This window comes from Nonomuraea indica, assembly GCF_002850745.1.
In the GTDB taxonomy this organism is placed as follows: domain Bacteria; phylum Actinomycetota; class Actinomycetes; order Streptosporangiales; family Streptosporangiaceae; genus Nonomuraea; species Nonomuraea indica.
In genome coordinates this window covers 324,555-344,537 of record NZ_KZ559470.1, presented here as the reverse complement: position 1 = coordinate 344,537, position 19,983 = coordinate 324,555, and the positions used below count along the sequence as shown (strand labels likewise).

Genomic DNA, 19,983 nt, shown 5'->3' with positions numbered 1-19,983 from the left:
ACCGGAGCGGCGACACTCCCGCGACCGGCGTGGCGACACTCCCGTGACCGGCGCCGCGGCACTGTCGTGACCGGCACGGCGGCACTGCCGTGACCGGCACGGCGGCACTGCCGTGACCGGCACGGCGACGAGGGCCGCGGGCTGAGCGCGGTTTCGCGCTCAGCGGACGGGGGAACACGGCGATGACCCCGAGCGCTCACACCGGGGAGGAGGACCCCGGATGGCGATGATGGGATCGGGCTTCGGCCCGCAGGTGATGGCCTCGCTGCGGCGCGACGACTCCGTCACCAAGCAGCGGCTGCGGCCCGGCACGGTCCGGCGCATCGCCCGCTACGCCCGGCCGCACGCCCGGCAGATCACCGCGTTCCTGGTGCTCGTCATGGCCGGCGCGGTCATCGTGGTGGCCAACCCGCTGCTGATGAAGGCGATCATCGACGACGGCATCCTGCCCAGACGGCCGGGGGTCGTCGTCGGCCTGGCCGTGGCCATCGCCGCGCTGGCGCTGGTCGACGCCGCGCTCACGCTGGCGCAGCGGTGGTTCTCCGCCCGCGTCGGCGAGGGGCTCATCTACGACCTGCGCACCGAGGTGTTCGACCACGTCCAGCGCATGCCGGTCGCGTTCTTCATGCGGGCGCAGACCGGCGCGCTCGTCTCGCGGCTCAACACCGACGTCATCGGCGCCCAGCGCGCCCTGACCAGCACCCTGTCGTCCGTCGTGTCCAACGTGATCAGCCTGGTCATCGTGCTCGGCGCCATGCTCGTGCTGTCGTGGCAGGTGACCCTCGTCGCCCTCGTGCTGCTGCCGGTCTTCGTGGTGCCCGCCAAGTGGGTGGGCCGCCGCATGTCCGCGCTGACGCGCGAGCAGATGCAGCTCGACGCCGAGATGAGCTCCGTCACCACCGAGCGGTTCAACGTGGCCGGCGCGATGCTCGCCAAGCTCTACGGCCGGCCCGAGGACGACGCCGCGATGTTCGGCGCGCGGGCGGCCCGGGTGCGCGACGTCGGCGTCACCGTCGGCATGTACGGCACCGTCTTCCGCGTCGCGCTCGGCCTGGTCGCCGCGCTCGCCACGGCCCTGGTGTACGGCATCGGCGGCATGCTGGCGGTCGGCGACGTGTTCGAGCTCGGCACGCTGGTCGCCCTGGCCGCGCTGCTGATGCGCCTGTACGGCCCGCTGACGTCGCTGTCCAACGTGCAGGTGGACGTCATGACGGCGCTGGTCAGCTTCGACCGGGTTTTCGAGGTGCTCGACCTGAAGCCGATGGTCGCCGAGCGGCCGGACGCCGTGCCGGTGCCGCCCGGGCCCGTGACGATCGAGTTCGACGACGTCCGCTTCCGCTACCCGGCGGCCGAGGAGGTGTCGCTCGCCTCGCTGGAGTCGGTGGCCAAGCAGGACACCGGCCCCTCCCACCCCGTGCTCAAGGGCGTGACGTTCACCGCGGCCCCCGGCCGGCTGGTCGCCCTCGTGGGGCCCTCCGGCGCGGGCAAGACCACGATCACCTCGCTGGTGTCGCGGCTCTACGACGCGACCGAGGGCGCCGTCCGCCTCAACGGGCTCGACGTGCGCGAGGCGACGCTCGCCTCGCTGCGCGACACCGTCGGCGTGGTGACCCAGGACGCCCACCTGTTCCACGACACCATCGGGGCCAACCTGCGTTACGCCCGCCCCGAGGCCGGCGACGAGGAGCTGTGGGAGGCGCTGCGGGCCGCGCAGATCGCCGACCTGGTGGAGAGCCTGCCCGACGGCCTCGACACCGTCGTGGGAGACCGCGGCCACCGCCTGTCGGGCGGCGAGAAGCAGCGCCTGGCGCTGGCCAGGCTGCTGCTCAAGGCGCCACGCGTCGTCGTGCTCGACGAGGCCACCGCCCACCTCGACTCGGAGTCGGAGGCGGCCGTGCAGCAGGCCCTCAAGACCGCCCTGGCCGGCCGCACCTCGCTGGTCATCGCCCACCGCCTGGCCACCATCCGCGAGGCCGACGAGATCCTCGTCGTCCAGGACGGCCGCATCGCCGAGCGGGGGGCCCACGACGAGCTGCTGGCCCGCGGCGGGCTCTACGCCGAGCTGCACCGCACCCAGTTCAGCTGAGGAGGTAGCCCAGCCTCATGAGCTCCTCACGGGCGACCTTCTCCACCAGTGTCACGTCGGCGGGCCGCAGCCGCGTCCGCCACGCGCCGGGCTCGGCGCCACGGCCGTCCAGGGGCGGGCCGTCGCCCCCGCCGTACAGGGCCACCTTGGAGACGCGGCTGCCGAGGAAGTCGGTGAGCGCCGCCACCGTCCGCGCCGGCTGCAGCGCGAGGTCCTCGTAGCGCACCGTCAGCAACTGCTCCTCCGGCAGGTCGCGACGGAGCGCGGCGCTGAGCCGCACCGCGCTGCGCCAGCGCAGCGCGCACTTGCCCGCCACCGGCATGCCCTTCCACTTCTCGACGTGCTCGTCGCGGTTGACGCCGAGGAACGCGTTGGGGAACTCGGTCCCCTCGCTCAGCATCGCCGGCTTGAACCACGTCAGGCACGCCGGGTCGCCCAGCATGTCGGCCACCACGTCGCGGCCGTCGCGGATGAGCTGCACGAACCTCGCGTCGGGGAAGGCCCGCAGCAGCACCGGCGCGCAGTAGAGCAGATCGGTGCTCGCGTCGCCGAACCTCGTCACGGAGCCGGTGGCCACGCACGGGCCGCCGCCCGTGACGCCGCCCGCCTCCCGGCAGGGTTCGGCGCATCGCCCGCACGAGCCGGGCAGCACCTGCCACGACTCGGCCAGCGCGTCGCGCAGCACGCGGACGGCCCCCGAGCTCTCGGCGATCGACGGTTTGCGCGCGAAGGCGTGGACGACGTGGGCGACGGACGCGCGGCCCATCGTCACGTGGAACCCGGGTGAGCGTTTGAGGGCACGGCCGACCAGGTCCGCGCCGGAATGCGGGGCTCCCAGCAGGAAGACCGGGCGGCGGACCTTGATGCCGTTGACCACGAGGATGTGGGGCGGAAGTCGCATACGTCAGGTAAGTGTGGCACCGTTTTGCGGGTGGCCGAGCCAAGGAGTCGATCCATGCAGCAAGGTGACACCGTCGCCATCGTCTCGCCGTCGGGCCCGCCGGACGCCGCCCTGCTCGACCGGGGAGTGGAGCGGCTGGAGCAGGGGCTGGGGCTCAAGGTGATCGTCGGCGGGCGCGCGCTCGACCGGCAGGTGCTGCCCTATCTCGCCGGCTCCGACGCCGGCCGCGCCGCCGACCTGCAGGCGGCCTGGTGCGACCCGGCCGTCTCGGCGGTGTTCTGCTCACGGGGCGGCTACGGCGCGGCCCGGCTGCTCGACCTGCTCGACTGGGACGCCATGCGGGCGGCCGGTCCGAAGGTCCTCGTCGGCTCCAGCGACATCACGGCGCTGCACCACGCCTTCGCGGCCGAGCTGGGCGTGCCCACCCTGCACGGGCCGATGCCCGCCTGCCTGACGATCGCCGACGAGGTCGAGCCGGAGCCGCGGTCGTTCGAGCACCTGCGGGCGGCGCTGTTCGGCCCGCCGCCGCCGGTCACCGGCGAGAGGGTGATCGTGGCCGGCCGGGCCGAGGGCGTGCTGGCCGGCGGTAACCTCTCGCTGCTCGCCTCGATGTGCGGCACCCGCTACCAGCCGTCGTTCGCCGGCCGGATCGTGCTGCTGGAGGACATCGGCGAGGAGCCGTACCGGATCGACCGGATGCTCACCCAGCTCCTGCAGGCAGGCGCCTTCGACGGCGTGCGGGGGTTCGCGCTCGGCTCGTGGGTGGACTGCGGTGACCCGTACCCGGTGCTGCGCGACCGGCTCGCGCCGCTGGGGGTGCCGATCCTGGCCGGGCTGCCCGTTGGACACGGATCACCCCAGCTGAGCGTGTGGCTTGGGACGCTTGGGGTTATCGATACCGAATCGTGCTCGCTGGCTGGTCTGTTCCGCGACGGCGACCAGGCAAGGTAGAGAGACATACCGGGACGAAACGGACATGGAGGCGGGCGCGTGGCCTGGCTGAGACGCGACCGGAAGCCCTCGCAGAGGGCGGCCGAGGACATCGACCTCGACTCGCTGCTCGCGCTCGTGGCCGAATCCCGGGGCTACACCTGCGTCTTCGCCGTCGACGGTCACTCCCTGACCCTGCGCAGGGACGGACGGCCCGACGGGCAGGCGGACGGGCCCGCGGATGGTGCCGCGGACCGGCTCGCGCAGGAGCGGCCATCGGACGGCGGACACGGCGAGTACGGCGGGTCCGGTGGGCACGGCGCGTCGTGGCGGGCGGGGGAGGGCGCCGGGGAGATCGTGGTCCGGTTGACCGGGTTGCGGCGGGTCGCCGGACGGCGGACCCGGGAGGACTGGCCCATGCTGGTCTCCGAGCACCTCGCCCACGCCGTCGCCGTGGACGGCGACCCGATCGACGTGTGCGACCTCAACCAGGTGCGGCCGCTGCTGCGCACCCGGGTGGAGGCCGTCGACGAGGTGGCCGACCTGACCCGGGTGGTGGGCCGCCACCTCAACGGCGACCTGGTGGAACTGCTGACCGTGGGCTCCCGCGTGGTGCGCCCGGAGGAGGCGGGCTGCTGGCCCGTGCCGCCGGGACAGGCGCTGGAGCTGGCCGCCTCGAACGTGCGGCGCGAGGAGCGGCTGTCGGTGGAGGCCATCCAGCTGTCGGGTACGCCCGTCTCGCGGCTGACCGGGCAGGGCCCGTCCACGGCCACCCACCTGCGCTGGCTCGGCGACTACGTGCCGGTGCCCGCCGACGGTGTGCTCGCCGTGCTGCCCGACCCGTACACGCTGCTCGTCTACCCGGTGACCGGGATCGGCGCGGTGCGCGCCATCGAGCGGCTGCGCGTGCACGCCGCCCGCACCGGCGGGCTCAGCGCGCAGGTCTACTGGTGGCACGAGGGGCGGCTGCGGCTCATCAAGGCCGACATCGTCCTGCACGGCGGGCAGACGCGGCTGGTGGTGGCGCCGCCACCGGAGTTCGCCCGCGTCCTCGCCCGCCTCGCCGCCTGACCCCGCCCCGCCCGCCTTGCCCCGCTTCTCCTGATCCCGCTTCGCCCGATCCCGGCCGCCTTGTTCCGCCTCGCTCGGCCCGCCTCGCTCGGCCCGCCTCGCTCGGCCCGCCTCGCTCGGCCCGCTTCGACTGGTCCCGCTTTCGCCCGGTCTCGCGGCGCCCAGCCCGCTCCGCCGCACCGGCCTGTGATCCCGTCGTCAGGGGTGGCTCGCGGAGCGGCCCTCCGACGAGAGCATGCCCTCACGCGGCACGTCCGCCGACAGCGCCCGCGCCGCGTGCACGAGGGGCACGTGGCTGAACGCCTGGGGGAAGTTGCCCACGAGCCTGCCGTAGCGGGGGTCGTACTCCTCGGCCAGCAACCCCACGTCGTTGCGGAGCGCCAGGAGCCGCTCGAACAGCTCCCGCGCCTCCTCCGTGCGCCCCTGCATGGCCATCACCTCCACCAGCCAGAAGCTGCACGCCAGGAACGCCCCCTCCCCGCCCGGCAGCCCGTCGACGTCGTTGTCGGCCGCCACCGGGTAGCGCAGCACGAAACCGTCGGCCATCAGCTCCTTCTCGATGGCCGCCACGGTGCCGAGCACGCGCGGGTCGTCGGCCGGCAGGAAGCCGACGATCGGCATCAGCAGCAGCGCCGCGTCCAGCTCGGAGGAGCCGTAGGACTGGGTGAAGGTGTTGCGCCGCGGGTCGTAGCCCTTGGCGCAGACCTCGGCGTGGATCGCGTCGCGGACCGCCCGCCACCGCTCCACCGGCCCCGCCAGGCCGAAGCGCTCGACGTTGCGCACCGCCCGGTCGAGCGCCACCCAGCACATCATCTTGGAGTGGGTGAAGTGCCGGCGTGGCCCGCGCACCTCCCACAGGCCCTCGTCGGGCTCGTCCCAGTGCTCCTCGACGTAGGCGAGCAGCTCGCGCTGGATGGACCAGGCGCGGTTGTCGAGGCTCAGGCCGGAGTCGTGCGCGAGGAACAGGCAGTTCATCACCTCGCCGTAGACGTCGAGCTGGAGCTGGTTGACCGCGTCGTTGCCGATGCGGACCGGCCGTGATCCGGCGTAGCCGTCCAGCCAGTCGAGCTCCAGCTCGGGCAGCCGGCGCTCGCCCGCCACGCCGTACATGATCTGCAGGTCCTGGGGACGGCCGGCGATGGCGCGCAGCAGCCACGCGCGCCAGGCGGCGGCCTCCTCCAGGTAGCCGTTGCCGATCAGCGCGTCGATCGTCATCGTGGCGTCGCGCAGCCAGCAGAAGCGGTAGTCCCAGTTGCGCACCCCGCCGAGGTCCTCCGGCAGGGAGGTGGTGGGGGCGGCCACGATGCCGCCCGTGGGCGCGTAGGTGAGCGCCTTGAGCGTGATGAGCGAGCGCACCACGGCGTCGCGCCAGGGGCCCTGGTGGCTGCAGCGGCCGACCCACTCGGTCCACATGGCCTCGGTCTCGGCGAGCTGGTCCTCGCAGTGGATCTGGGGCGGCATCGGCTCGTGGGAGGGATGCCAGGTGAACACGAACGGCAGGCGCTGTCCCGCCTCCACGCGGAAGGTGGCGCGGTGGGCGTAGTCGCCGCCCTTGAGCGGGACGGGGGAGTGCAGCCACACCGAGTCGGGCCCGCCGACCGCCTGCAGGTGACCGTCGGTGCGGCGCACCCACGGCACGATCCTGCCGTAGTCGAAGCGCACCCGCACCTGCATGGACATCTCGACGGTGCCCGAGACGCCCTCCACGATGCGCACCACGTCGGGGTTGACGTCGCGCGGCGGCATGAAGTCGATCACGCGGACCGTGCCGGTGGGGGTGTCCCACTCGCTCTCCAGGATGAGCGTGTCAGGACGGTAGCGGCGACGGTCGGCGGGGCGGCGGCCGGTGGGGCCGAGCCACCAGTGCCCGTTGCGCTCGCCGCCGAGCAGGGCGGCGAAGCAGGCGGGAGAGTCGAACCTCGGCAGGCAGAGCCAGTCGATCGAGCCGTCCCTGGCGACCAGGGCGGCCGACTGCATGTCCCCGATGAGTGCGTAGTCCTCGATCCGCATGCCTTGACGCTACTCGGCCGGACGGCTCCCGTCGGCCCTCGCCGGCGTCTCCAGCGGGAACCAGCGGCCGAACAGCTGGGTCAGCGGCCCGATGGCCACGGCGAAGACGACGGTGCCGACGCCCACCGTCCCGCCCAGCAGCCAGCCCACCGCCAGGACCGAGATCTCGATGAGGAAACGGCCGAGCCGGACCGAAAGGCCGAGGCGCATCAGGCCCGTCATGAGGCCGTCGCGCGGCCCGGGTCCCATGCCGGCGCTGATGTACAGGGTCGTGGCCAGCGCGATCGACACGACGGCGAGCAGCAGGTAGAGCCAGCTCAGCGTCCAGTGGCCGGGACCGGGCAGCAGCATGATCGCCGCGTCGGCGAACAGGCCGACGAAGATGACGTTGCTGATCGTGCCGACGCCGGGCCGCTGCCGGAGCGGGATCCACAGCAGCATCACCAGCGCGCCGACCGCGATGATGACGGTGCCGATGGACAGCCCGGCCCGCAGGGCGAGGCCCTGGTGGAAGGCGTCCCAGGGGTTGTTGCCGAGCCCGGACCGGACCTGCAGGCCGATGCCGCCGCCGTACAGGGCGAGGCCGCCGTACAGGCGCAGCAGGCGGGCGGGCAGGGATCCGGCGTACGGGAGTGTCGCTTCGCTCATGATGGTCCCACCATGGCAGGCTTGCGCCTTGCCATAACAGGGCCAATCATGAAAAGTGGCCCTATGAGGTTTTTCGGCGCGGCTCAGGTGGCCCGGCTCGTGGACGTCCCGGCGGGGGCGCGGCCCTACTACCGGGCCCTGGCCGACGCCGTGCGGGCGCTCGTCATGGACGGCCGCATCCCCGTCCGGGTGCGCATGCCCGCCGAACGGCACCTGGCGCAGGCCCTCGGCGTCAGCCGCACCACCGTCACCGCCGCCTACGACCTGTTGCGCGAACGCGGCTACCTGGAGAGCCGGCAGGGCTCGGGAAGCTGGACCGCGCTGCCCGACCCGGCCTCCGCCGTCGACAACCCGTGGCTGTCCACCGGCGCCGACGGCCTGATCCAGCTGCACGCCGCCGCCCCGCCCGCCCCGTCGGCGCTGCGCGCCGCGATGGCCGAGGCGGTCGAGGACCTGCCGAGGTACGGCATGGGCCACGGCTACAACCCGATGGGCCTGCCCGTCCTGCGCGAACGGATCGCCGCCCGCTACACCGCCCGCGGCGTGGCCACCCGGCCCGAGCAGATCCTCGTCACCACCGGCTCCCAGCACGCCATCCAGATCGTCACGGGCCTGCTGCTCGGCGCCGGCGACCCGGTGCTGGTCGAGTCGCCCACCTACCCGCACGCCCTCGACGCGGCCCGCCTGCGCGGCGCCCGGCTGGTGCCCGTCGGCATCTCGTACGAGGGCTGGCAGCCCGACCTGCTGGCCTGCGCGATGCGCCAGTCGGCCGCCCGGGTGGCCTACCTCATGCCCGACTTCCACAACCCCACGGGCGCGCTCATGGACGACGCCACCCGCGCCGCCGTCGCCGGGGCGGCCCGGCGGCACGACACCACCCTGGTGATCGACGAGACGTGGTCGGAGCTGGAGCTGGACGAGGTGCCGCGCACCGCGCCGATGGCGGCGTTCGACACCGACAGCCGGATCGTCAGCATCGGCTCGGCCTCCAAGCTGTGGTGGGGCGGGCTGCGCATCGGCTGGGTGCGTACCACCGCCGCGCTGGCCCGCCGGCTGGCGTTGCACCGGGCGTCGGTCGACATCGCCAGCCCGGTCCTGGAGCAGCTCGTGGTGGCCCGGCTGTTCGACCGGATCGAGGAGACCAGGGCGGAGCGCCGGCGCACCCTGCGCGCCTCCCGTGAGGCGCTGGTGACCGCGCTGCGCGAGCACCTGCCCGGCTGGTCCTTCGCCGTCCCGCGGGGCGGCGGCACCCTGTGGGTGCGGCTGGACGAGGGCTCGGCCGTCTCCCTCGCCGAGGCCGCCGCCGGCCACGGCGTGCGGCTGGCGCCCGGGCCGTGGTTCGGCGTCGAGGGCACGCTGGAGGGCTACCTGCGCCTGCCGTACACGCTGGGGCCGGCGGTGCTGCGCGAGGCCGTGGCCCGCATCGCCACGGCCCGCGAGCGGGGTCCCGCCGGCACGGCCCGCCCGCCCGACTCCTTCGTCGCGATGGTGTGACGCGGGCCGTCCCGGTCCGGCCGTCCCAGGTCCGGCTGCCTCGATCCCGCCGTTCCAGGTCCGGCCGCCTCCGTCCGGCCGCCTCCGTCCGGCCGCCTCCGTCCGGCCGTCTGGGCCGGGCGGTGTCAGTCGGGCGGGGCGACGCCCCTGGCCAGCGGGGCGCGCCAGCGGAACCGCATCGCCGCGATGCGCAGCCCGAAGGCCAGCACGGCGGAGGCCAGCGTCACCGGCCAGCCGTGCAGGCCCGCCGCCGACAGCCCGGCCATCATCGCCGAGCCCACCAGCGCCGGCACCGCGTACAGCTGCCGGTCGTACAGCAGCGTCGGGATCTCCCCGGCCAGCACGTCGCGCAGCATGCCGCCGCCCACGCCGGTGGCGACGCCGAGCAGGGTCGCGTGCAGCGGGCTCAGCCCGTACTCCAGCGCCTTCAGCGTGCCGACCGCGCAGAACAGGCCGAGACCCGCCGCGTCGAGCACGAGGATCGCCGGCATCACCCTGGCCACGTGCGGATGCCAGAAGAAGACGATCGCGGTGGCCGCCAGCGGCACCAGCACGTAGCCGACGCTCTGGAAGGCCGCCGGGCGGACGTTCAGCACCAGGTCGCGCACCACACCGCCGCCGAGCGCGGTCATCTCGGCGAGCACGGCCATGCCGACCACGTCGAGCCGCTTGCGCACGCCCATGAGCGCGCCCGACAGCGCGAAGACGAAGATCCCGATGAGGTCGAGAAGCTCAGGCACGTCGGCCATTTGTATCGGACGGTCCGCCGCCGGGCGCGGGCAGGGCGGGCTCGTGGTGCTCGGCCATCATCTCCCTCAGCCGGCGCGTGAACATCAGCAGCGCCAGCCCGGCCACGATGGCCATGACGGCCAGCGTCAGGAAGTAGGCGGGGTCGGACATGACCTGCGACAGCCTGCCGGTCTGCCCGCCCACCGCGTCGCCCACCGACGTGGCGATGAACCAGATGCCGAGCATCTGCCCCTTGAACGCCTGCGGCGCCAGCTTGGCCGTGACCGACAGGCCGACGGGGCTGAGCGCCAGCTCGCCGAACACCTGGATGAGGTAGACCAGCACCAGCCACCACACCGACACCCTGCCCGCGCCGGCCAGCGCCGCCGCCAGCGCCATCACCACGAAGCTCAGGCCCACCATGACCAGGGCGAAGGCGAACTTCTGCGGCGTGCTCACCCGGCTGCCCAGCCGCACCCACAGCGCGGCGAACACCGGCACGAAGATCATGATGAACAGCGGGTTGAACGACTGGGTGGTCGCGGCCTGGATGCGGATGCCGAACAGGGACAGGTCGGTGTGGTTCTGGGCGAAGAACAGCAGCTTGCTCGGCGCCAGGTCGTACAGCATCCAGAAGATCGCGGCGGCGACGAACAGCCAGACGTAGGCCTTCATCCGCACCCGCTCGTCGGCGGTCAGGTCGTGGCTGCCGAGCATGACGTAGCCGAAGTAGGCGACCGGCACCGCGAGGATGACGACGGTCAGCACCACCGTGAAGGCGTCGAGCGAGAAGGTGCCCGTCGCCGCCCACGCCGCGAGCAGCACCGCGACGGCCGCCGCCGCCAGCCCGGCGTGGGTCAGCACGCGCCGGCGCCGGTCGGCCGGGAGCGGCATGCCGGGCCGGTCGCCGACGCCCCGCAGGTGCCGACGGCCGAGGACGTACTGCAGCAGGCCGAGCGCCATGCCGACCGCCGCCGCGCCGAACCCCAAGTGCCAGCGGTCACCGGCCGCCAGCCGGCCCACCACGAGCGGCGCGAAGAACGCGCCCAGGTTGATGCCCAGGTAGAACAGGGAGAAGCCGGCGTCCCTGCGGGCGTCGGCGTCCTCCGGGTAGAGCTTGCCGACCATCACCGAGATGTTGGGCTTGAGCAGGCCGGTGCCGGCGATGATCAGGAGCAGGCCGAGCCAGACGAACGCCGCCGACCGCACCGGGACGGCCATGCTGATGTGGCCGCACATGATGACGAACCCGCCCCAGAACACCGAGCGGCGCGGGCCGAGAATCCGGTCGGCGATCCAGCCGCCCGGCAGCGCCACCAGGTAGATGAGGGCGCCGTAGACGCCCACGACGGCCTGCGCGGTCTGCTCGGTCATGCCGAGCCCCTGGTGGGCGGGGGAGGCGGCCATGAACGTGGCCAGGATCGCGCGCAGGCCGTACCAGCTGAAGCGCTCCCACATCTCGGTGCCGAACAGCGTCGCCAGGCCCCACGGGTGCCCGAAGAAGGTCCGTTCGCTGGTCATGGCACACCCCCCGGCGTCACCTTTCGCCCGTAAGGCATCACTCTACGTGTCCGGTCTCGCGGTTCGCCGCAGGGGTCTTGCCGCTTCCCCGGTCGTGTGGTGCGATGCATGCCCCTGGCACAAGTGAACACTGACTGGAGGCGGATGGCATGGCCGATGTCCTCGAAGTCCGGGCCGAGATCGAGAGCCTGATCGCGGGCCGTACCGTGTGCGAACAGCTCCGGCAGGTCGCCGAACGGCACCCCGACGCCCCCGCCTACTCCGATCCCGTCGAGGGCGGCTGGGCGACGCTCGGGTACGCCGAGGCCAGGCAGCGGGTGCTGGAGATCGCCGCCGCGTTCGCCGCGCTCGGGCTGCGGCCCGGCGAGGCGGTGGCGCTGATGATGGTCAACCGCAGCGAGCACGTCCTGGCGGACCTCGGCGCGGTGCACGCGGGCGGCGTCGGCTGCACGGTCTACTCGACGTTCGCGCCGGACCAGATCGCCTTCGTGGCGGACGACGCGGGCGTCAGGTACGCGGTCCTCGGCGGGCCCGCCGACCTGACCCGCTGGGAACCGGTGCTGGACCGGCTGCCCGGCCTGCGCCGCGTCATCATGCTGGAGGGCGCCCCCGCAGGTGAGCGCTTCATGTCCTGGGACGACTTCCTCGCCCTCGGCCGGTCGGCGCTGGCCGCCGATCCGGAAGCCGTCGAGGCGCGCTGGCGGGCGGTCACGCCCGAGGACGTGGTCACCGTCCTCTACACCTCCGGCACCACCGGCATGCCCAAGGGCGTGCCCCTCACCCACCACAACGTGCTCTACGAGGTGGAGGCGACCAACCGGATGACCGCGCTGCCCGAACTGGGCACGCAGATCTCCTACCTCACCTACGCCCACATCGCCGAGCGGGTGCTCAGCCTCTACCTGCCGCTGGCCAAGGCCTCGCACGTGCACTTCTGCACCGACCTGGCCAACCTGGGCGCGACCCTGGGCCAGGTCAGGCCGATGCTGTTCTTCGGCGTGCCGCGCGTGTGGGAGAAGATGATGGCCCGCCTGCTGGCCGTCCTCGCCACCCAGCCGCAGGAGCAGCAGGAGGCCGTCCGCCGGGCCATGGCGGCGGGGCTCGCCTACGTCGAGGCCGGCCAGTACGGCAACACCGTCACCCCCGAGGTCCGGGCCGCGTTCGAGGAGGCCGACCGGTCGCTCCTGTCCATCGTGCGCGGCATGATCGGCTTCGACCGCGCCCGGTGGACGGCGACCGGCGCCGCGCCGCTGCCCGCCGAGGTGCAGCGCTTCTTCGCGGGCCTCGGGCTCAAGGTCATCGACGTGTACGGCATGACGGAGACGACCGGGGCGTTCACCGCCAACAGCCCCGACTGCTACCGGCTCGGCAGCGTCGGCCGGGCGGAGCCGGGCGCCGAGGTGCGCATCGCCGAGGACGGCGAGATCCTCACCCGCAGCCCGCTCAACACGCGCGGCTACCTCAACCGGCCCGACGGGACCGCCGAGCTGATCGACGACGACGGCTGGCTGCACACCGGCGACATCGGCACCGTCGACGACGACGGCTTCTACCGGGTGATCGACCGCAAGAAGGAGCTGATCATCACCTCGGGCGGCGAGAACATCTCCCCGGCCGGCATCGAGAACCAGCTCAAGGAGCACCCCCTCATCGGGCAGGCCCTCGCCTACGGCGACAACCGGCCCTACCCCGTCGCCGTGCTCACCCTGGACGCCGAGGTGGCGCCCGGCTGGGCGGCCGCGCGGGGCATCGAGGGATCGCTCGCCGAGCTGGCCGCCCACCCCGAGGTGCTCAAGGAGGTCGAGGCGGCCGTCGCGGCGGCCAACGACAGGCTCGCCCGGGTGCAGCAGGTCAAGCGGTGGGCCCTGCTCGGCGCCGAGTGGACGGCGGAGACCGAGGAGCTCACCCCGAGCCTGAAACTGAAGCGACGGGTCATCCACGCCAAGTACGCCGACGTCATCGAGGGGCTCTACGCCGGCTGACCGCGCGCCGTTTTGCCATCCGGGGCGTGTGTCCTGGACCTCGTCATGACCGGGCGGTTCCTAGCGTCCTGTGTCATGACCAGAAGACTCGTACTCGTCTCGCTCGCGGTGGGGGCGCTCACGGCGCCCGCGCCGGCGTCCTCCGCCGCGACCGGGCACGCCCTCACGTCCTCCGCTCCCTCCGGCCTCGCCTCCGCGGCCGCCGCGACGCCGGTCACCACTGAGCTCGCCATCCGGGAGATCCTCGTCCGGCCGGGCGATCCCGTGGTCGGGCCGGCGAACTCCGTCCGCCTGGTGATCGACGTGATCGCCAGGGGCGTCGAGGGCAAGGAGGGGGTGACCGTCAAGGTCGAGCCCGGCGCGCCGGCGCAGCCCGCCGACGACCCGGCGGCCGGCACCGCCCAGGAGGGAACGCCGCCCACCCCGGAGCCGGCCGTGTCCACGCTCCCCGCCGAGGACGGGCCCGGAGACCCGGCGCTCGTCCGGCCCGAGCCCGCCGCGTCCATACCGGTCCAGCACGTGCCCTCGCAGCCCGTCACGCTGCCGGCCATCGGCCGGGCCCCCTCCTCGCACGCCGCGGCGCCGGCCGCCGGGCCCGCCGCGGTCAAGGCCGTGACCGCCCGGCCCGTCAAGGCCCGTAAGCCCGGCAATCCCGGCGGGAAGGCCGCCGGCGGGCCGCTCGGGCGGAAGACCGGCCGGACGCCGTCGAACATGGAGTGGCCGCTGTCGCGCTGGCCGGCGCGCCCCGGACAGGCCGGGCACGCGCAGGGCCGGCAGGGGGAGATGGGGCCGGCCGCCTGGCCCGACCGTGCGACGCGGCTCGCCGTGGCGCAGCCCCGCGGCCGTACGGAGGGCTGGGAGACCTGGCGCTTCCTGCCGGACAAGGCGCTCAACCGCTTCTACCCGCCGGGCACGTGGACGATCACCGCGACCGCGCGCAACGCGGCGGGGGCCAGCGTCACCAGGACCACCACGTTCCAGCTGCGCCGCGAGACCAGGCTGACGTCGGTGCGTCTCGGCGAGTCGCAGAGCGCCGCCCAGGTACGGCTGAGCGGGGTGCTCACCCGGGTGGGGGCGCGCGGACACACCGACTACACGACGTTCGCCGAACAGCCGCTCGAGATCCTCTGGCGGGCCGCCTCGTCGGGCACGTGGCAGAAGGTGGCCACCGCGCGGACCGGGGAGGACGGCGCGTTCACCAGGACGGTGCGCGCCCGGCCGGGCGGCCAGTGGCGCGTCCGCTTCCCCGGCACCGAGGTTCACGCCCCGGTCCTGTCACGTGTGTTCGACATGGGCGGTCACCGGGACTGAGGCCCGGCACCGCCGTGACCGTTGTCGAACTGTGATCATCTTGGTCGAAACTTTCCTTCCCTTTTGCACATCTTTGTGAGTAGCGCGTCCCAACCGGGGCGTGCGCTCACGGGGAAGGACCTTGGATCATGATGCGACGACTCGCCGCCGGCCTGGCGGCGGCCGCTCTCGGCGCCACCGTGCTGGGAGCGGCCGCCGCTCCGGCACTGGCCGATCCCGGCTACGACGGCGGTCACACCCGGCTCCAGTTCGACGCCAACCCGGAGCCCGTCTGGCGCGGCACGACGCTGGACCTCGAAGGCAGGCTGTCGGTGCAGTGCGACGAGGACTACATCAGTGGCTTCGTCTCCGTCCACCACGCCGACGACTGCGGCGAATCCGAGGCCTGGCACCGGCTCGGCTGGAAGCGGATCACCATCCTCTTCAAGCCGAACCACAGCGGCCGGTGGCACTACGTGGACACCGTCCGGACCAGCGGCGACGGCTACTTCCACACCACCGCGCGCGCCCACACCTCGGGCACGTGGAAGGCCGTCTTCGACGGCTCCCGCGGGCTGGAGCCCGCCGGGGCCACCGACTACGTCAAGGTCATCGGCCGCCACCACTGATCCGGCTCGGCCGCTGGACGCCCGGCCCCCGTGACGGGGGCCGGGCGTTCCGCGTTCGCGGCCGGTCCTCGGGCATGACCCGTCTCCTCCCTGAGTGTCATGCCGGCGGTGGGTCCGGGGAACGATGACGGACGGAGGACGGCGGCTTAGGTTCGTGACGAGATGTACCTCGGCCGGAGGGTGGAACCGTCGTGGCACGACTTCCCGAGCTCATGCACCGAGCCTTCTTCAGGACGATCTCCCTGCTCTCCCCGCGGGGCCAGGGAGGGGTGCTGCGGCGCTACTTCGACTGGTGGCACCGCAGCCCGGACCCGTGGCACCTGGGCACCGACGGCTACGAGCGGCACAAGTACGAGGCCACGCTCGGGCAGGTGCCGGCCAGGCCGTACCGGCGGATCCTGGAGGTGGGCTGCAGCGAGGGCGTGTTCACCGGGCTGCTGGCGGCGGCGCACCCCGGGGCCCGCATCATGGGGATCGACATCTCCCACCGGGCGCTGCGGCGGGCCCGCGACCGGACCAGGGAATCGGCGGCCCGCACGGCGCTCGTCCAGGCCGACCTGGTCACCTTCGCCACGGGCCGCGCCTTCGACCTGGTCTTCTGTGCCGAGACCCTCTACTACGTGGGCCGGCCCGACCGGCTGCGGCGGGCGTCGGAGCGGCTCACCGGCGTGCTCGCCCCCGGCGGGGTCCTCGTCCTGGTGCACCCGTGGCCGGAGGCCGAACGGCTGCACCGGTTCGTGGAGGAGGACCGGGCGATGTCGCGGATCGCCCACCACGTGCACGACACGTCGCCCCGCCCGTTCTCCGTGGCGGTCTACCAGCACGAGCCCGGCAGGGCCGCCTGAGCCCGCGGCCGGCACGGCCTCACAGGTAGCGCAGCCACAGGTAGGGCGCCACCAGCGTGACGGTCACCACCGTGACGATCAGGCCGTACTTGGTGAACCGCCAGAAACTGATCGGCGTCCCGTTGCGGGCGGCCATCCCGAGGACCACCACGTTGGCGGCGGCGCCGACGGCGGTCGCGTTGCCGCCGAGGTCGGCGCCGAACGCGAGCGCCCACCACAGCACCTGCTCGCCGCCGCTCGCCTCCACCAGCTCGGCCACGATCGGGCTCATGGTCGCGACGTACGGGATGTTGTCCACGACGGCCGAGATCACGGCCGAGCCGCCGAGCAGGCCCATCGTGGCGAGCGCGAGCCGCCCTCCGGTGGCCTCGACGGCGGCTTGCGAGATCTGCTCGATGACCTTGGTCTCCACGAGGGCGCCGACCATGACGAACAGCCCGGCGAAGAACACCAGGGTCGGCCACTCCACCTCCGAGATGGCCTCCTCCGTGGTGACCCTGGTGGCCGCCACGAGCACGCCCGCGCCGAGCAGGGCCACGACCGACGGCTCGTAGTGCAGCACCGGGTGCAGCACGAACGCCGCCATCACCAGGCCCAGCACGGCCAGTGACTGCCACAGCAGCCGCCGGTCGGCGATGGCCTCCCGCTCGTCCAGCGCCATCACCTCCGCCGCGCGTTCGTGGTCGTGGTGGAACCCCCGGCCGAACATGAGCCAGCACAGGCCGACGAACACCACCACGAGCACGATCACCATCGGCGCCATGTGCACGAGGAAGTCGTTGAACGTCAGGCCGCCCCGGCTGGCGATGATGATGTTCGGCGGGTCGCCCACCAGCGTGGCGGCGCCGCCGATGTTGGACGCCATCGCCTCGGCAATGAGGAACGGCACCGGCGAGACCGCCCGCCGCTCGCACACCAGGAACGTCACCGGCGCGATCAGCAGCACCGTGGTCACGTTGTCCAGCAGCGCCGAGGCGACCGCCGTGATGCCCACCAGCAGCCCCATCAGCCGGAACGGCCGCCCCCGCGCCCGCTTGGCCGCCCAGATCGCGAGGTACTCGAAGACGCCGGGCTGCTTCAGCACCCCGACGATGACCATCATGCCGAGCAGCAGGAAGACGACGTTCCAGTCGATGCCGGAGTGCTCGGAGAAGAACGCCGCCTCGGCGTCGGTGGCATGGATCAGCAGCATGATCCCGGCGCCGCCGAGCGCCGCCGCGACCCGGTGCACCTTCTCGGTCGCGATCAACGCGTACGCGCCCAGGAACACCGCCACGCTCACCCAGGCCAGCACGCTCAAGAAGTCCTCCACCCGTCGGCACACGGAAACGGCGAAAACGCGCCGACCAGACTTCCCGGCTCACCTGCCCCGCAACCTATCAAGCCGGGCCGCGTTACGGCAGCCGCCCCACGTGCGCGAGCGCCTGCTTGAGCAGCACCCCGTGCCCGCCGGTCATCTCCTGCTGCACCATCGGCGAGGCGGCCTCCTCCGGCGTGAACCACACCAGGTCGAGCGCGTCCTGCCGGGGCCGGCAGTCGCCGCGCACCGGCACGATGAACGCCAGCGACACGGCGTGCTGGCGCGGGTCGTGGTACGGCGTGACGCCCGGTGTGGGGAAGTACTCCGCCACGGTGAACGGCGCCGGCGACGGCGGCAGGCTGGGCAGCGCGACCGGCCCGAGGTCCTTCTCCAGGTGGCGGAGCAGGGCGTCGCGCACCCGCTCGTGGTAGAGCACCCGGCCCGAGACCAGGGCCCTGCTCACGGTCCCGTCCGGGGCGATGCGCAGCAGCAGGCCGACGTGGGTGACGGTGCCCGTGTCGTCGACCCGCACCGGCACGGCGTCCACGTACAGGATCGGCATGCGGCCCCGCAGCGACTCCAGCTCCTCGGGCGACAGCCAGCCGGACGCGGTTTCGGTCATTTCGGTCATCCGCTGATCGTACTTGCCCCGGGCCGCCGAACGCGGGACCTGCCTCCTGCACTCACGGCGCCGTGCCGTCGAAGTGGACGCTCACGAGGAGGTCGGCCGCCGCGCGGTCCAGCACGAGGGCGCCCACCGCCGGGGCGTGCAGGCCCGCCCGCGCCCTCGTCACCAGCGCCGCCCAGCGCCGCCGGTGCGCGGCGAACGTCCGCGGCGGCACCACACGCCCTCTCGCCCGCTGGCCGGCGAGCGCCGCCTCGACCGTGGCGTCCAGCAGCAGCAGGTGGAAGGGCACGCCCGAGCGGCGGGCCAGCCAGGCGAAGCCGCGCAGGACGACCGGGCCGCACCCGCGGTTGTGGGCGATCACCGCGTGCCCGGACCGCAGCGCCCGCCGGATCCGCCACACGTGCGTGGCGAACACCAGGGCCGTGCGGGCCGGCTTGGGGGCCCAGCCGAGCCTGCCGGCCCACCGCGCCCGCGACTGCGCCGAATCGATCACCATGACGCCGCCGGCCGCCACGGGGGCGTTCTCGGTGCCGTCCAGGCCGTACAGGCGGCGCAGCAGGGTGGACTTGCCCGCGCCGGGCAGCCCCGTGAGGATCACCAGCGCTCCCGCCGGAAAGCGGAGCGTTCCGGCCGTGGGCGGGACGGCCGGCACAGCGGCAACCATGATCTCGACCTCCCGCCGTCTCGGCGACGCAGTATAGGTCAAATCGGGTGTTCCGCACCAAGGGAGCGGTTGCCGGAGATCGGCTGCCGGGCACGCGAACCGGCGCCGGCCCTGTTAGCGTTATCGCCACGAAGTGGGGGTGAGCGCATGGCAGCCGGTTCCGGCGAACCCAACCCGCGATCCAGGCCCGCGGTGCTCAGCGACGTCGCCGCGCTGGCCGGGGTGTCGGCGATGACCGTCTCGCGGGTGCTCAACGCGCCCGACCGGGTGCGCGCCGAGACCAGGGCACGGGTGCTCGCGGCGGTCCGCGAGCTCGACTACTGGCCCAACACGGCGGCGCGGCAGCTCGTGACCGGCCGGTCCGGCGTGCTGGGCGTGGTGAGCATCGACACCACCCTGTACGGCCCCGCCTCCACCCTCTACTGCATCGAGCAGACGGCCCGGCTCAGCGGCTACGCCGTGAGCATCGCCAGCCTGAGCGCGCTCAGCCGCCGGTCGATCGAGGAGGCCGTGCACCGGCTGCGCTCGCAGTCGGTCGACGGCGTCATCATCGTCGCGCCGCACGAGTCGGCCGGCGACGGCCTGCGCCACCTGCCGCCCGATCTGCCCGTGGTCGCCGTCGACGCCGGCGAGGACATCCCCGTGCCCGTCGCGACGGTCGACCAGCGCGCCGGGGCCGCCCGCGCCACCCGGCACCTGCTCAGCCTCGGCCACGAGACCGTGTGGCACCTCGGCGGTCCGGCGGACTGGATCGACGCCAGCGGCCGCATCGAGGGCTGGCGCGGCGTGCTGGAGGCCGAGGGCCGCGCGGTGCCCGAGCCGCTGCGCGGCGACTGGAGCCCGCGCAGCGGCTACCAACTGGGCCTGCGGCTCGCCGAGGACCCGTCGGTCACGGCCGTCTTCGTGGCCAACGACCAGATGGCGCTGGGCTTCCTGCGCGCGCTGCGCGAGGCGGGCCGGCGCGTGCCGGAGGACGTGAGCGTCGTCGGGTTCGACGACATCCCGGAGGCGGCCTACTACTGGCCGCCGCTCACCACCGTCCGCCAGGACTTCCGCGAGGTCGGCCGGCTCGCCTTCCACCTGCTGCTCGACCGCATGGCGGGGGAGGAGCGCGAGTCCCGCCGCATGGTGGAGCCCGACCTCGTCGTCCGCGAGAGCACCGGCGCGCCCCGAAGCCCCGCCCGCTGAACCACCTCCGACCGCCCCGCCACCTCCGGCACCCTCGGATGACGGCGGCCCGGCCCCCTGCTGGCCG

17 protein-coding genes are annotated in these 19,983 nt (G+C 73.5%); 9 read left to right on the top strand and 8 right to left on the bottom strand.

What is annotated here, in order from left to right:
* The first annotated feature begins 220 nt into the window (after positions 1–220).
* Positions 221–2,086 carry an ABC transporter ATP-binding protein gene (locus CXR44_RS16290; RefSeq protein WP_101786873.1) on the top strand — a complete coding sequence of 622 codons (1,866 nt, stop codon included), beginning with the start codon at positions 221–223 and terminating at the stop codon, positions 2,084–2,086.
* Here CXR44_RS16290 and CXR44_RS16285 read toward each other — a convergent pair.
* Positions 2,079–2,987, bottom strand: a complete 909-nt coding sequence (locus tag CXR44_RS16285; protein ID WP_101786872.1) for a sulfotransferase family protein — start codon at positions 2,985–2,987, stop codon at positions 2,079–2,081. The genes CXR44_RS16290 and CXR44_RS16285 overlap by 8 nt on opposite strands.
* Before the next feature lie 54 nt (positions 2,988–3,041).
* Here CXR44_RS16285 and CXR44_RS16280 point away from each other — a divergent pair, with 54 nt between their 5' ends.
* Positions 3,042–3,938: a S66 peptidase family protein gene (locus tag CXR44_RS16280; RefSeq protein WP_101786871.1), complete on the top strand. Its 897-nt coding sequence runs from the start codon at positions 3,042–3,044 to the stop codon at positions 3,936–3,938.
* Positions 3,939–3,977: 39 nt separating this feature from the next.
* Positions 3,978–4,988 (top strand): hypothetical protein, encoded by a 1,011-nt coding sequence (locus CXR44_RS16275; protein WP_101786870.1) that lies wholly within the window; start codon positions 3,978–3,980, stop codon positions 4,986–4,988.
* A gap of 198 nt (positions 4,989–5,186) precedes the next feature.
* Here the strand turns inward: CXR44_RS16275 and CXR44_RS16270 are convergent, their stop codons facing one another.
* On the bottom strand, positions 5,187–6,998 hold the full coding sequence (locus CXR44_RS16270; protein WP_101786869.1) for a glycoside hydrolase family 15 protein: 1,812 nt from the start codon (positions 6,996–6,998) through the stop codon (positions 5,187–5,189).
* 9 nt (positions 6,999–7,007) lie between these two features.
* Entirely contained in the window at positions 7,008–7,646 is a 639-nt protein-coding gene (gene yczE, locus CXR44_RS16265) for a membrane protein YczE (RefSeq protein WP_101786868.1), read from the bottom strand.
* 63 nt (positions 7,647–7,709) lie between these two features.
* Between yczE and yczR the strand changes: the two genes are divergently transcribed.
* A complete protein-coding gene (yczR, locus tag CXR44_RS16260; RefSeq protein ID WP_180903460.1) occupies positions 7,710–9,140 on the top strand; it encodes a MocR-like transcription factor YczR in 1,431 nt (476 codons plus the stop codon).
* A gap of 125 nt (positions 9,141–9,265) precedes the next feature.
* Here yczR and CXR44_RS16255 read toward each other — a convergent pair whose 3' ends face one another.
* Positions 9,266–9,880: a trimeric intracellular cation channel family protein gene (locus tag CXR44_RS16255; RefSeq protein ID WP_245899201.1), complete on the bottom strand. Its 615-nt coding sequence runs from the start codon at positions 9,878–9,880 to the stop codon at positions 9,266–9,268.
* Positions 9,873–11,390 (bottom strand): peptide MFS transporter, encoded by a 1,518-nt coding sequence (locus CXR44_RS16250; protein WP_101786865.1) that lies wholly within the window; start codon positions 11,388–11,390, stop codon positions 9,873–9,875. Before CXR44_RS16250 ends, CXR44_RS16255 begins: the two co-directional genes overlap by 8 nt.
* A gap of 149 nt (positions 11,391–11,539) precedes the next feature.
* On the opposite strand from CXR44_RS16250, the gene CXR44_RS16245 reads away from it, so the two are divergent.
* The 4 genes from CXR44_RS16245 to CXR44_RS16230 all read left to right on the top strand — a co-directional run bounded on the left by CXR44_RS16245 (position 11,540) and on the right by CXR44_RS16230 (position 16,136).
* Positions 11,540–13,372 (top strand): AMP-dependent synthetase/ligase, encoded by a 1,833-nt coding sequence (locus CXR44_RS16245; RefSeq protein ID WP_101786864.1) that lies wholly within the window; start codon positions 11,540–11,542, stop codon positions 13,370–13,372.
* A gap of 75 nt (positions 13,373–13,447) precedes the next feature.
* Positions 13,448–14,683 (top strand): hypothetical protein, encoded by a 1,236-nt coding sequence (locus CXR44_RS39450; RefSeq protein WP_101786863.1) that lies wholly within the window; start codon positions 13,448–13,450, stop codon positions 14,681–14,683.
* Between the two features lie 128 nt (positions 14,684–14,811).
* A complete protein-coding gene (locus CXR44_RS16235; RefSeq protein WP_101786862.1) occupies positions 14,812–15,291 on the top strand; it encodes a hypothetical protein in 480 nt (159 codons plus the stop codon).
* 191 nt (positions 15,292–15,482) lie between these two features.
* A complete protein-coding gene (locus tag CXR44_RS16230; protein ID WP_144069980.1) occupies positions 15,483–16,136 on the top strand; it encodes a class I SAM-dependent methyltransferase in 654 nt (217 codons plus the stop codon).
* A gap of 19 nt (positions 16,137–16,155) precedes the next feature.
* Here the strand turns inward: CXR44_RS16230 and CXR44_RS16225 are convergent, their stop codons facing one another.
* The 3 genes from CXR44_RS16225 to CXR44_RS16215 all read right to left on the bottom strand — a co-directional run bounded on the left by CXR44_RS16225 (position 16,156) and on the right by CXR44_RS16215 (position 18,728).
* A complete protein-coding gene (locus CXR44_RS16225) occupies positions 16,156–17,436 on the bottom strand; it encodes an ArsB/NhaD family transporter (protein ID WP_101786994.1) in 1,281 nt (426 codons plus the stop codon).
* A 94-nt stretch (positions 17,437–17,530) separates the two neighbouring features.
* On the bottom strand, positions 17,531–18,067 hold the full coding sequence (locus CXR44_RS16220) for an NUDIX hydrolase family protein (RefSeq protein ID WP_101786860.1): 537 nt from the start codon (positions 18,065–18,067) through the stop codon (positions 17,531–17,533).
* Positions 18,068–18,119: 52 nt separating this feature from the next.
* Positions 18,120–18,728, bottom strand: a complete 609-nt coding sequence (locus tag CXR44_RS16215) for an AAA family ATPase (RefSeq protein WP_101786859.1) — start codon at positions 18,726–18,728, stop codon at positions 18,120–18,122.
* 147 nt (positions 18,729–18,875) lie between these two features.
* On the opposite strand from CXR44_RS16215, the gene CXR44_RS16210 reads away from it, so the two are divergent.
* Positions 18,876–19,916: a LacI family DNA-binding transcriptional regulator gene (locus CXR44_RS16210; protein WP_101786858.1), complete on the top strand. Its 1,041-nt coding sequence runs from the start codon at positions 18,876–18,878 to the stop codon at positions 19,914–19,916.
* Positions 19,917–19,983: the final 67 nt, after the last annotated feature.